The sequence below is a fragment of the Psychrobacter sp. GTC18467 genome, from assembly GCF_055397455.1.
On record NZ_AP038920.1, the window covers coordinates 186,942 to 199,665 of the forward strand.

A 12,724-nucleotide genomic window follows, 5' to 3' on the forward strand; every position below is an offset into this window, starting at 1 on the left:
TAAATGATTACAACAGCATCGACAAGGATTTTGTGATGACTTTATTTTTATGCAGCACTTGCGGAACGTCTTATCCAAAAAGCGACGCACCGCCCAAATTTTGCCCCATTTGCGATGACGAGCGCCAATTCGTGCCGCCAACCGGTCAAGAGTGGATTACCTTTGATAAATTGATTGAGTCGCATTCTAACCGCTGGAAACTTCACGAGCCCAATTTATTTGAAATTAAAACCCATCCTGAATTTGCCATTGCTCAGCGCGCGTTTTTGATCCAAACCCCAAGCGGCAATATTCTTTGGGACTGTATATCGCTGCTTGACCCCGCCACCGAGCAAATCATCCGCGCGATGGGCGGTTTAAAAGCCATTGCAATCTCGCACCCACACTACTACACCACCATGCAAGATTGGGCGCAGGCGTTTGACGTTCCGGTTTACCTTCATGAGTGGGACAAAGATTGGGTCATGCGCGAGGACGATCATTTGACCTTTTGGAAAGGCGATACTTTTGACTTGGGCGATGGCTTGACGCTGCTGCGCTTGGGCGGTCACTTCCCCAGTGGCACGGTGCTGCACTGGCCACAAGGCGCGGACGGTAAAGGCGTTCTGATGAGCGGCGATATCGTTCAAGTTGCCGATGACGTCCGCCGCGTGTCCTTTATGTGGAGTTATCCAAATATGCTGCCCTTATCTGCTGCTAGCGTTCAGCGCATTGGCGATACCTTGCAGCCTTGGGAATTTGACCGAATTTACGGCGCGTTTGACGGCAAAACGGTCAAGACGGACGCCAAATGGGTCATTAACCGCAGCGTTGCCCGCTATATTGAGCTGTTAAACGGTTATCAGCATTAATTTTTAAAGGCTAAGCGTTTTGAGGTTTAAGTTTTTTACTTGATTTGATTTAACAGGCAAATTAATGCTTTTTGGTATCGCCTGCCACTTTATCCATCACCGCAAATAAAACGCCTGAAATCACAAAAGTCATATGAATGATGACTTTCCACATCAGGCTATTGGCATCCGCATCGGTCAAATCTTTGGGAATGTCCATAAACGACTTTAATAAATCAATCGCAGAAATGGCAACGATTGCGCCGATGACTTTGAGTTTTAGCCCCGAAAAGTCAATTTTGCCCATCCATTCGGGGCGGTCTTCATGGTTGTCGGTATCAATCTTGGAAACAAAAATTTCATAGCCGCTAAAAATGATGATAATCAACAAATTTGCCACCAGCGACATATCCACAAGCGCCAAAATTCCAACGATAACGTCAGCTTCGGCAGCAACAAAAACGTGCGTCGTCATGTGCCAAAGCTCTTGCACAAACTTGACAAACAGCAGCAAAATGGCAATCACCAATCCCACGTAAAACGGTGCAATCAACCAGCGGCTGTTAAAAATCGCCTTTTCTAGCGCAAACTCCACTTTTTTCAGCATGACAATCTCTTTATAACCCGCTTTTGATATTAAAAAAAGCGATTATAATTGAATTTAGCCGGCAAAAAATACCATTATTGTTACTTATTAAGGTCACTTTTGCGCTGATTAAAGCAAGGCGTTAAGAGCTAACACTTGCCTTAATCAGCGCTTGGGTATAAGGATGGGTAGGATTATTAAAAATACGTTCCGCCTTGCCTGCCTCAACGCAAATGCCGTCTTTTAATACCATCAGCGACTGACAAAGCGCGCGAACGACGTTTAAATCGTGGCTAATCATCACAAAGCTGATGCCAAAGTGTTGTTGAATATTGCGAAGCAGCTTGACAACCGTCACCTGAGTTGAGCTGTCAAGCGCGGACGTTGGCTCATCAAGGATGATAAGTTTGGGCTTCATGATAAGCGCTCGGGCAAGGGCAACACGCTGACGCTGACCACCCGACAATTCATGCGGATAACGGTGGATAAAATCGGCAGAAAGTTGAACCGTTTGCAAGCTGTCAATGACTTGAGATTGCCGCGCAGCTTTATCAATACCTTGAGCAATTAAGCCTTCTTCAATGATTTGCAGCACGGTCATTCGAGGGTTGATACTGGCAAAAGGGTCTTGAAAAACCATTTGAATTTGGGCGCGAAATTTACGAAGCTCGGACTTGCCAAGCGCTAACATATCTTGATTATGAATGCAAATTTGACCATCAACTTTTGCTTGATTGCTTAGCAATCGGCAAAGGGCAAGCGCGGTGGTGGTTTTTCCTGACCCCGATTCACCAACGATACCAAGCGCTTGACCTTGCGGCAGACTAAACGTTAGGTCTTTTACCGCCTCAAACCAAAGTTTCACCCCACCAAAAAAGCGCTTTTCTATCGGATAGCGGATGGTCAAATTTCCGACCGTTAATACGGAATTTGAGTCATCAGTGATGGTTAGCGCATTGCCAAAATTTTGATTTATCAAAGCGCGAGTATAATCCGCTTTGGGATGGGCAAAAATATCTTGGGTTGCTCCCGACTCCACCACGCGACCTTGACGCATGACAATCACGTCATCACTATAGCGGCGAACGAGGTTTAAATCATGGCTGATTAACATCATTGCCATGTCGCGCTCGGCTTTTAAGCGATTTAATAACGCTAAAATCTCATGCTGCAAGGTCACATCAAGGGCGGTGGTCGGCTCATCGGCAATCAAAATGTCCGGATTTTGCGCCAATGCCATGGCTATCATCACCCGCTGACGTTGACCGCCGGACAATTCATGGGGAAATCGCGACAGTTTGTCACTTGGATTATTGATTTGAACGTCGGTTAATAAATTGAGCGTTTGCTCGCGCCAGTTGGCTTTTGGGATTCCGGCAAGTTTTAATGACTCGGTGATTTGTTTGCCAACCGTATGCAGCGGATTAAGCGCCGTCATCGGCTCTTGAAAAATTATGCCAATCCGGCGACCGCGAATGCTTTTAAACAGTTTTTCGTGATTGTCAGCATCATTAATGGGCAATGCGCCGACTTCATCTAATTGAACTTTTCCTGAAATATTTAGGCTCGTTGGTAGCAGCCCAAGCAATGCTAAGCTGCTAATTGATTTTCCTGAACCGGACTCACCAACGATGGCAAGCGTTTCACCTTTTTGCAAATCAAAGCTTAAATCCTCCACCAAAACAGTCTGATTTGGCGTTACAATTTGCAAATTTTGAACGCTTAATATAAAAGCTTGGTCATAGTTTATTGTTGAATCAATTAGCTTCATTATGAGCGCCTCGGGTCAAACGCATCGCGAAGCGCTTCGCCAATAAAAATCAGCAAGGACAACACAATGGTCAAACTAAAAAATCCGGATAAGGCAAGCCAAGGCGCGTCTAAATTGTTTTTACCTTGAACCATCAGCTCGCCAAGCGATGGCGAACCAGGCGGTAAGCCATAACCTAAAAAATCAAGCGCGGTTAAGGCAACAATGTTAGCGGTCAACATAAACGGCAGCTGCGATAAGCTTGAGGCAAGCGCGTTGGGCAAAATATGGCGAAACATGATTTGCGGGTCACTTACGCCCAAATTACGAGCCGCGCGGACATAATCAAAATTGCGCGCCCGCAAAAACTCTGCCCGAACCAACCCCACAAGCCCCATCCAACCAAAAAGCAGCATCATGGCAAACAAAAGCGTAATGCTTGGGCTAAATAAGCTGACCAAAATGATAATCATAAACAGCTGCGGCATCCCGCCCCAAACTTCCATAAAGCGCTGACCGGCTAAATCCACCCAGCCGCCGTAATAGCCTTGAACCGCGCCAACCACAATGCCAATCACCGCGCCGGCAAGCGTTAACGCAATCCCAAACAGCAGTGACACACGCATGCCATAAAGAATCCGCGCCAAAACATCGCGACCTTGGTCGTCGGTGCCAAGCCAGTTTTTCGCGTTGGGCGGCGCAGGATATGGCAATCCAAGCTCAACGTTGGGCGTTTGGTCAGCAAAGGCAATCGGCGGCATGACCAGAAAGCCTTTGGCAGCAATCAGCTCTTGAACGGCAGGGTCTTTATAGTTGGCTTCGGTTTCAAATATCCCGCCAAATGCAGTTTCCGGATAGGCTTTGGCGACTGGAACAAAGTAGCGGTCATCAAATTTAACCAGTAGCGGCTTGTCATTGGCAATGACGTTTGCTGCCATGCAAATCACAAAAATGACTAAAAACAAGATGAGCGAGATGACGCCCAAACGGTTTTGCCGAAAGCGTTTGATACGAGCTTGCCAAATCGGATTTAAACGGCGTTTTTCTAAGACAAAATTTTGAGCAGTTTTAGCCATCATTAGCGACCCTCAAAATCAATTCGCGGGTCAATCAGCTGATAGCTGACATCGCTAATGAGTTGCAGCAGCAGCCCAACCAAGGTAAAAATAAATAGCGTTCCAAAAATCACTGGATAATCACGCTGAACAATCGCTTCAAACCCCAAAAGCCCCAAGCCATCAAGCTTAAAGATAATTTCAATCAAAAAATTGCCGGTAAAAAATATCCCAACGATGGCAGACGGAATCCCCGCGATAATAATCAGCATCGCATTTCGAAACACATGACCGTAAAGCACTTGCCGCGACCCCAAACCTTTGGCGCGAGCGGTCAACACGTACTGCTTGCCAAGCTCCTCTAAAAAGCTAAATTTGGTCAAATAGGTCAGCCCTGCAAAGCCGCCAATTGTGCTTGCCAGCAGCGGCAATGCCAAATGCCAAAAGTAATCTTTAATTTTGGCAAACAAGCTTAACTCTGCAAAGTTTTCAGAAGTCAGACCTTGAAGCGGAAAAATATGCCAATAGCTGCCCCCTGCAAAAAATACCAAGAGTATCACCGCAAATACAAACACCGGAACGGCATGACCAACTGCAAGCAGCATTGCCGTGGCTTTGTCCATCATCGAATTGTGGTGAATGGCTTTATAAATACCCAGCGGAATGGCAATCAGATAAATGAGCAAAGTGCTCCAAAGCCCAAGCGATATCGACACTGGCATTTTTTCAAGGATTAACTCGGTAACCGATTGACCTTTAAAAAACGACTCCCCAAAATCAAGCTTGGCATAATTTTTTAGCATCAGCCAAAAGCGCTCGGGCGCAGATTTGTCAAAGCCATATTGCTTATTAATCGCCGCGACCATGTCCTCAGACAAGCCGCGAGTGCCTTGATAGGTGCTGTTGTTGCCGCTACCGATATTGCCCTCAACCGCGCCCATTTTTGCTGCTTGCTCAATTTGCGCAATTTGCTGCTCGACAGGACCACCAGGGGCAGCTTGCACAATCACAAAGTTTGCCAGCAAAATCAGCAGAAGCGTTGGGATAATCAGCAGCAGCCGTTTGATGATATATCGTCCCATAGCGCCGTCCTATCGTTAAATCAAACCCAAAAAAATAAGCTCAAAAATTGTTTTTAAGTTCCCGAAGCGCAGCAAATACCGTCAATGGCTTATCATCCAGCAATGGTGTTTTAGCGCTAACTCCGGCAATAACGCTAGGCTCAGTGGTTCGCAAAAACACATTAACCGCGCATTCATGAGCCAAGCTTACCGGAAGCGTTGGGATACCTTGCGCGGTTTTGGCTGTTGCATCGTTAAGCGCGTCTTGAATGGCAATATTGTCAGGTTCAATCGACAGCCCAAAGCGCAAATTACTTTGGGTATACTCATGCGCCGGATAAAACAAGCTGTCTTTAGGTAAGCTTGCCAATCGCGAAAGGCTATCAAATAGCTGCTCAATCGTTCCGGTGAATACCCGACCGCAGCCACCGCTAAATAGCGTATCGCCGCAAAAGACGTGCTTTTTGCCCTCGATATCAAGAACATACGCCAAATGATTTGCGGTATGTCCTGCGACTTCCCAAACTTGCCCCGAATGACACCACGCATTGACCGTACTGCCTTCTTTTACCGATTGGTCTTGCTCAACGCCATGTTCATTGTGGGCGACGATATGGGTCATCGGAAAATGTTCTTGCAGCTCCGCGACGCCGCCGGTGTGGTCATGATGATGATGAGTCACCCAAATCGCAATCAGCTCAAGATTATTGGCATTTAAATACTCAATCACCGGTGCTGCCTGACCGGGGTCAATGACAATGGCTTGGTGATTGCTTGGGTTAATGAGCGTCCAAATATAATTGTCATTAAAGGCTTTGATGGGATAGATTTGTAAGCTCATATCGTCTCCTAATCGTGATTTTTTAAACTGATTTTTAATTTAGCAAAATTTTATTTTAACAATATAAAATTAGTGACTTTTATTTTAAATCGGCTTTTACTTTAAATAGTCGTCTACGCGCGCTGCTGCTTGTTTATCCGACCACCAATAATCAATGCCAATGGCGTTACTTGGCAACTTATCGGCGTGACGGTACTCATCCCAATAAGCCACCGTCGTGGTGGTTTTACCATAAAGCGGCACTAAATAATGCCCTGCTCGCAGCAATCTGTCCAAAACTTTGGTATAAAGGATGATTTCGTCGCGGTTTTTGGCGTTATTAAGCTTGGCAATCACGCTATCTATCGCCGCGTTTTTGATTCCCATGGTATTGTTATTTCCCACTTCATCCGCCGCCGCGCTGCCCCAATATGCGGCTTGCTCAGTACCGGGCGATAAGCTTTGCGCAAAAATATCGGTCGTCATATCAAAATCATAGCGGCGCATTCGCTCATAATATTGCGCGGTATCAACTTGCCGCAATTGAACCGCAAATCCTAAGCGCTCAAGATTGCGCGCATAAGGCAAAATCACCCGAGCCAGCTTTTCATCGCTCATTAAAATTTCAATGGCAGCGCGCTTACCATCAGGTTGATAAAGCTGCATATTTTTATAAAAAAATCCGGCAGATAGCAGCAATTTTCGCGCTTTTAGCAAATTATCACGGTTAAAGCCGCTGCCATCGGATTTTGGCGACTCCCAAGGCGTAAGCACCGCTTTTCGCTGAATCGGCTCAAGCTTGTCCAAAAGTGGCGACAATACGGCAAGCTCAGCGGTTGATGGCGTACCCGTTGCCGCAAGCTCTGAGCCGTGAAAATAACTTTGCAAGCGCTCATATTGGTGGTGAAAAAGGGTTTTATTCATCCATTCAAAATCATAAGCCAGCGTTAAGGCTTCGCGGACGCGAATATCTTGAAATATCTTGCGCCGCTGATTCATAACCAGACCCTGCATCGCTACAGGATTGGCGCTTGGGATGGCTTCTTTTTTAATGAGACCTGCTTTTACCGCCGGAAAATTGTAGCCGGTTGCCCAATTGGCGGCTTTATTTTCAGGGCGAAAGCGATATTGACCGGCTTTAAACCCTTCAAAGGCAATCTCATCACTTTGATAATAGACAAATTTAATGGTATTAAAATTAAATCGACCATGGTTTGCCATCACCTGCCAGCCCCAATAATTTGGGTTACGAACATAGCTGACCGAGCGCCCCGCCTCAACGCGACCTAATTTATAAGGTCCACTTCCCATTAAAGGCGTTAAGCTGATTTTTTCAAAATCTTTATCAATCGAGGATTTGGCAAAAATAGGAAACTGACCAACGGTTAATAAAATCTCTTTATTGTCGCTTGAGGCAAAGTTGAATTTAACGCGGTGCTTATCAAGAGCTTCGATACTTTTAATGTCGCCCAAATAACTGCGAACAAACATGGGACCACGGGTTAATAGCGCCTCATAAGTGGCTTTGACATCTGCGCTTGTCACCGGCGTGCCATCCCAAAACCGCGCCTTTGGGTTGATGTGGTAAATAATCCAGCTGCTATCATCAGGGTCAAAGGTGGCACGGGTGGCAAGCTGCGGATACATGGTAAAGGCTTCGTCAAGCGAGCCGGTCATCAAGGTATCATAAAGATAATCGGTGCCAATCATCGGAACGCCGGTGGTCATCCATTTGTTCGCGGCGTTAAAGGTGCCGCGAGCCTCAAGCGATAACGTGCCGCCAATGGGCGCGTTTGGGTTGGCATACGGAAAATTGGACGCGTCACGATATTTTGCCGTGCTGTTGTGACCGAGCGCGGTCGTGGTAATGGGCGCGGCAATCGCAATCATAGGCAAAGCGCTTGCCGCCATCAATACTAAAGGCAGCAAACGCTTTGTTAATGCGGCGCTCATGCTAGCCATGTTTTTGTTCAAACTTTTGCATAAAGTCAACCAGTTGTTCAACCCACTCAAGCGGAACGGCGTTATAAATGCTGGCGCGCATTCCGCCAACTTCGCGGTGACCTTTGAGGTTTAATAGCCCTGCTTTTTCTGACTCTTCTAAAAACAGCTTATCAAGGCTGCTGTCTTTTAAAGTAAACGGCACGTTCATGATTGAGCGGTGCTCTTTGGCAACGGCATTGTGATAAAAGCTGCTGTTGTCGATGGCATCATAAAGCAGTTTGGCTTTTTGCGCGTTGATTTTGGCAATGGCTTCAACGCCGCCTTGTTCTTCTAACCAATCAAACACCAGTCCCGCCAAGTACCAAGAATAGGTCGCAGGGGTATTTGACATCGATTCTTTTTCGGCTTGGTGCTCGTAATTCAGCAGCATTGGGCACCACTCGCTGACCTTACCAAACAAGTCCTCGCGGATAATGACGATGGTCAAGCCAGCAGGACCAATATTTTTTTGCGCGCCGGCGTAAATCATGGCAAATTTGGTAACATCAACAGGCTGCGATAAAATACACGACGACATATCAACAACAATTGGCGCATCAACTTTTGGCGGCTCAAAGATTTGTAAGCCGTGGATGGTCTCATTCGCGCAGTAGTGAAAATAAGCGGCGTTGTCGCTGAGTTGCCAATCGCTTTGGTCAGGAACATCAGTAAATTTACTGTCTGCGCCGCTTGCCGCTTGGTTTACTTTGCCAAGTCCTAGATTGGCGTAGCGCTCAGCTTCTTTAATGGCTTTTTTTGACCACGTTCCAGTCACCAAATAGTCCGCCGTCTCGCCATTTAATAAATTTAGCGGAATGGCAGAAAACTGCAAACTTGCACCGCCTTGTAAAAACAGCACTTTATAATTGTCCGGAATAGTCATCAATCGGCGCAGTTTTTCTTCGGCTTTTTTGGTGATGGCAACGTATTCAGCGCTGCGGTGGCTGACTTCCATCACCGACAAGCCGCGACCTTCCCAATCAAGGAGTTCAGCTTGGGCACGCTCAAGAACGGCGGTTGGTATTGCCGCAGGACCCGCGCAAAAGTTAGCAAGGCGATGTTGAGAACTCATAATTTTTCCTTATTTATATCAATTTTTAGTATGGTGAATAATTATAATGGCGTTGAAATTTGTTGCCAAAAGCGGCGCTTGGCATCGGCATCTGCTAGCATATCATCTAATGTGGGAAGCGGTCGAATATTTGGGTGGCTGATTTCGGATGGCAGCTTGGTCAATGCAGCAACAAAAACATCCTCTTTGCTGCTGCAAATGTTAAAAATATGACCGGCAAGCGAAGCTTCCGCCAGCATTTTATCACGCATGCCATTACAAAGCGGAAAGCTAAACGCGGCGCTTGATAGCTCTAAGTTTTTGATAATATTGCGCCACAATATCGCTCGCTCATCGGTCAGTGCCTCAACATCAACCAAAAGCACCCAATCGCCAACGGATACCGTATCTAAGGCAAACGGCGCAACTTGCGGGTTTTGTTCATCGGCTTCGGCTGATAGTTCGGCTTGGGTTAACTCTTCATTATCAATGCTATCAAGATTGGCGTTATCAAACTCGCTGTCAATTTTAGCTTCATTGTCAAAGGGATTATCAAGAGGGCTAGTTATACTGTTATTAAAACCGTCATACGCCAAATCAATGCTTGGCGCGCTTACCGAAGCTTCTAAAATATCGTTTGTCACAACTGGCGATGGCGCAACATGGCTGACTAGGGTTGTAATCTCGTCGATACTGGGTAACGTTTCGCTCATTACGAGCGTTTTTGTACCGCGCTGAACCCAAGGCATGACGCCCATCATGGTTAAGATTTGCCGCTGCTGCTGTTGCTTGAGGTGCTGCAATAACTGGCGCTTTTGGTCATCATCTACCGAAGCAGCTTGGGTTTTGGCAAAATCTTTCGTCTCACTCATATTATGCCACCCAAAATCCATCACCTTAATTGCAAAAATTGAATCACTCAATCGGCTTAAAACAGCTTAGATTTGCCCACCCAGCGCAGTGCCAGTAGCGTCAGACAGTCAAACTCATCTTGAGTGATGATGGTGTCATGAAGCATCAAGGTGTGCAGCGTTCCAAGCCAATTTGAATAGCTATTATAAGCGATTTTGGCAGGCTTTTGGCAAAACGAGGAGTAACAAATCACGGCAATCAGCTGTAAGCTGTTCAGCTTTGCCGCCACCAACAATAACCATTGCAGCTTGGCGTCCTCAATATCATCCAAGCTGACCGACATCAATCGTAAATACTGCCGAAATGCTTTGATTTTTTCTGGAAGCTCTTGTTTTAAAGCCAAAGCTGAGCGTGGCAGCTGCTTTGATAAGGCAAAGGCCGATAAAATTACCATCGTTTGCTCAAAGACTGGCAGTGGCAGCAAAACAGTATCGGACGGGTCAAGCTGATGCAAAATATCATCAATGGCAGTTTGCAAAAGGTTATCAAAATCGCCGCTGTCCTCGCCTAGCGCCTGAATTAACGCTTGATAAAATGCGGACAGATGAAGCGCTTGCCAAAGCGGCAGCATTGGGCAGTCATTTTTAGGAAGGGTTAAACGCTCATCGGTTGATGATGCTTCAAGCCAAGCAGCAACTTCGCAAGTTAGCAGCACTACCAACTGCTGCTTTAGTAGTGTTAACAAACCGTTTTTATAGCGCAGTGCCATCTCATGCGCTTTTTTTTGTTGAAAATAACGCTCGGCATCTTGGTGAGAATGCGACTCAAGGCTGATTTGATGTAATTTTTCTACGCTACTGCTTGAAATATCCATTTTTTGCAATTTGCCAACGGCGCTTATAATCAGTGCGCTATCAAGCCGCCTATCATGCCGCGCCACGCTAATGAGCAAATTTTTATCAAACGGGTGTGCCAGTATCGGTTTGGCAGTTTGCCGGCTGTCCTGCCAAATCTCGCCCAAACTATAATGATGCTCCATTGAAATCATGCGGCTTTGATGACAAAGCATTGCCATTTCAATCATCGCAATAGCACCAAGCGGATGATGTAAATGGTCGAGGATATTTTGCGACAGTCCAATGCAGTTGATATCTTGCAAGGTAACAGGGCAGTTTTTATCAATCTCAACATCTAAAGGCGCAGCAGCAGGGTCAATGGTTTTAGGGTAATGCTTTGAAAAGATATCGGTTTGCAAGCGACCATCGATGATGACCTCGTGAGTGGGTTCAAAGGTGAGTTCTTGCTTATTAATTTGGCTAAGATTAGGGTTAATTTTTTCTTTGCTTAGGCTATTTTTTGAAGCTTGCGCGAGGATAACGCCCCAATCGCCAAGGCGGCGCTGCTCATAAATGGCTTTGATTTGCTGATGTTTTTTTTGCTGCGCCCTTTGTTTTTGCAACGAAAACTTTTGCGACTCGACTGAATCAATCGCCTGCATTCGGGTCATTAAGCTTGGGTGGGTCGCAAACCAAGAGCTGTCGCCCAAATCCGCGCCACTACTGGCAAAGAAAAAATGGCTTAAGCCGTGGATTTCAGCGGTATTTGTCAACCGTGAGCCGATGGGGTCTTGGGCAATGGCTTTGAGCGTTGCCAGCACCGCAGGCGAGCGCGTCAGCTGAATACTACTGGCATCAGCAAGCAATTCGCGCTCGCGGTTAAAGCTACTTTTAATAAACTGAGCGCAAGCCATACTCGAAAAGCTTAAACTGTGCAGCATCAGCCGACCAACTTGCAAGGATGACGATTCAGATGAGCTAAAATCTAAAGCCGAGCTGCGCAATTGCGGCACTGAGCGCGATTGCCAATAGTTGACCCACTCATCATGGGTCGTAAATTGCGCCGTTGCTAATTCTGCTTTGCGAGCGGCGGCGTCAATATCGCGCTGATTCGGTAACGGCTGATTGGGTGAATAGTTTGCCGCTGTTGACGCCGAAAGCGGGTCACTCCAATCATAAAGCAGCTGCAGTCCTGCCAAAAGCACCAAAAGCTGTAAGTTAAATTGCGCATCGCCCTGCAAAATATGGCTCATTTCATGGGCAATCAAACCATAAAGCGCCTCATCATCAAGCTTTTCAAGCGCGCCCTGAGTAACCACAAGCACCGTATCGTTAGGGTCACGACCAGCAACAAAGCTATTGATGCCAAGCTCATTGGGCAAAATATACAATAGCGGTAGCGGAATACCGGCAGCAATTGCCATTTGCTGAGCGGTTTCAAAATAACGCCGATAAATGAGTGGAAAATCGCGCTCATTTTTTACCGCGATTTGCCAAGCACTAAAGCGCACCTTTGAAGTTGATTCGTCTTGCGCCACCTCACTGCTTTTTGGCAGCGCGTCATAACTTTGGTCAATAAATAAGCGCACCGCCCCAACCCGCCGCGCAACCGCCCGACCACCTGCTTTTAAGCGCTGATACTCAATAACACTGCCAAATAAAAAACTGCCGACAATCCAAATGACAATCGCCACAATAACCCAAGCATAAACGCCGCCAGTCAGCCACATGATGAACCAAGCAATGCCAAGCGTTACCGCCAAATGCGCCAGCACCACCAGCAAAAATAGCCCAAAAAGCAACCAACTGCGTTGACGGCGGCTACGCTGCTGCCGAAAAAAATCAAGATGCGCTGATTGCTGACGATTGACCGCCATCTTTTCACATTCCTTTAATGGTC

The 12,724-nt window shown here is 46.5% G+C and carries 10 protein-coding genes; 1 reads left to right on the forward strand and 9 read right to left on the reverse strand.

Annotated elements, in window-relative coordinates; genetic code table 11:
• Nucleotides 1-35 precede the first annotated feature (35 nt).
• Nucleotides 36-851 (forward strand): MBL fold metallo-hydrolase, encoded by an 816-nt coding sequence (locus ACZ5XY_RS00750; RefSeq protein WP_464742048.1) that lies wholly within the window; start codon nucleotides 36-38, stop codon nucleotides 849-851.
• Nucleotides 852-912: 61 nt separating this feature from the next.
• On the opposite strand, the gene ACZ5XY_RS00755 is transcribed toward ACZ5XY_RS00750, so the two are convergent.
• From ACZ5XY_RS00755 to ACZ5XY_RS00795, 9 genes are all read right to left on the reverse strand, one after another.
• Complete coding sequence (locus ACZ5XY_RS00755) at nucleotides 913-1,437, reverse strand: TIGR00645 family protein (RefSeq protein WP_464742050.1); 525 nt, start codon at nucleotides 1,435-1,437, stop codon at nucleotides 913-915.
• Between the two features lie 121 nt (nucleotides 1,438-1,558).
• Nucleotides 1,559-3,187, reverse strand: a complete 1,629-nt coding sequence (locus ACZ5XY_RS00760) for an ABC transporter ATP-binding protein (RefSeq protein ID WP_464742052.1) — start codon at nucleotides 3,185-3,187, stop codon at nucleotides 1,559-1,561.
• Complete coding sequence (locus ACZ5XY_RS00765; RefSeq protein ID WP_464743655.1) at nucleotides 3,187-4,242, reverse strand: ABC transporter permease; 1,056 nt, start codon at nucleotides 4,240-4,242, stop codon at nucleotides 3,187-3,189. The genes ACZ5XY_RS00760 and ACZ5XY_RS00765 overlap by 1 nt, the downstream gene beginning before the upstream one ends.
• 2 nt (nucleotides 4,243-4,244) lie before the next feature.
• Nucleotides 4,245-5,303 (reverse strand): microcin C ABC transporter permease YejB, encoded by a 1,059-nt coding sequence (locus ACZ5XY_RS00770; protein WP_464742054.1) that lies wholly within the window; start codon nucleotides 5,301-5,303, stop codon nucleotides 4,245-4,247.
• A 40-nt stretch (nucleotides 5,304-5,343) separates the two neighbouring features.
• Nucleotides 5,344-6,123 (reverse strand): hydroxyacylglutathione hydrolase, encoded by a 780-nt coding sequence (gloB, locus tag ACZ5XY_RS00775; protein WP_464742056.1) that lies wholly within the window; start codon nucleotides 6,121-6,123, stop codon nucleotides 5,344-5,346.
• 96 nt (nucleotides 6,124-6,219) lie between these two features.
• Nucleotides 6,220-8,013 carry an extracellular solute-binding protein gene (locus ACZ5XY_RS00780; RefSeq protein WP_464743657.1) on the reverse strand — a complete coding sequence of 598 codons (1,794 nt, stop codon included), beginning with the start codon at nucleotides 8,011-8,013 and terminating at the stop codon, nucleotides 6,220-6,222.
• Nucleotides 8,014-8,056: 43 nt separating this feature from the next.
• Nucleotides 8,057-9,157 (reverse strand): 3-phosphoserine/phosphohydroxythreonine transaminase, encoded by a 1,101-nt coding sequence (gene serC, locus ACZ5XY_RS00785; protein WP_464742058.1) that lies wholly within the window; start codon nucleotides 9,155-9,157, stop codon nucleotides 8,057-8,059.
• 41 nt (nucleotides 9,158-9,198) lie between these two features.
• On the reverse strand, nucleotides 9,199-10,008 hold the full coding sequence (locus ACZ5XY_RS00790; RefSeq protein ID WP_464742060.1) for a hypothetical protein: 810 nt from the start codon (nucleotides 10,006-10,008) through the stop codon (nucleotides 9,199-9,201).
• Between the two features lie 56 nt (nucleotides 10,009-10,064).
• The gene (locus ACZ5XY_RS00795; RefSeq protein WP_464742062.1) at nucleotides 10,065-12,701 is read right to left on the reverse strand and encodes a M48 family metalloprotease; all 2,637 of its coding nucleotides are present in this window, start codon (nucleotides 12,699-12,701) and stop codon (nucleotides 10,065-10,067) included.
• Nucleotides 12,702-12,724: the final 23 nt, after the last annotated feature.

Bases quoted from the DNA above. Each gene is read 5' to 3' on its own strand.
- ACZ5XY_RS00750 (WP_464742048.1), top strand. From the start codon at position 36: ATGACTTTATTTTTATGCAGCACTTGCGGAACGTCTTATCCAAAAAGC.
- ACZ5XY_RS00755 (WP_464742050.1), bottom strand. From the start codon at position 1,437: ATGCTGAAAAAAGTGGAGTTTGCGCTAGAAAAGGCGATTTTTAACAGC.
- ACZ5XY_RS00790 (WP_464742060.1), bottom strand. From the start codon at position 10,008: ATGAGTGAGACGAAAGATTTTGCCAAAACCCAAGCTGCTTCGGTAGAT.
- gloB (WP_464742056.1), bottom strand. From the start codon at position 6,123: ATGAGCTTACAAATCTATCCCATCAAAGCCTTTAATGACAATTATATT.
- ACZ5XY_RS00795 (WP_464742062.1), bottom strand. From the start codon at position 12,701: ATGGCGGTCAATCGTCAGCAATCAGCGCATCTTGATTTTTTTCGGCAG.
- ACZ5XY_RS00760 (WP_464742052.1), bottom strand. From the start codon at position 3,187: ATGAAGCTAATTGATTCAACAATAAACTATGACCAAGCTTTTATATTA.
- ACZ5XY_RS00765 (WP_464743655.1), bottom strand. From the start codon at position 4,242: ATGGCTAAAACTGCTCAAAATTTTGTCTTAGAAAAACGCCGTTTAAAT.
- ACZ5XY_RS00770 (WP_464742054.1), bottom strand. From the start codon at position 5,303: ATGGGACGATATATCATCAAACGGCTGCTGCTGATTATCCCAACGCTT.
- serC (WP_464742058.1), bottom strand. From the start codon at position 9,157: ATGAGTTCTCAACATCGCCTTGCTAACTTTTGCGCGGGTCCTGCGGCA.
- ACZ5XY_RS00780 (WP_464743657.1), bottom strand. From the start codon at position 8,013: ATGGCGGCAAGCGCTTTGCCTATGATTGCGATTGCCGCGCCCATTACC.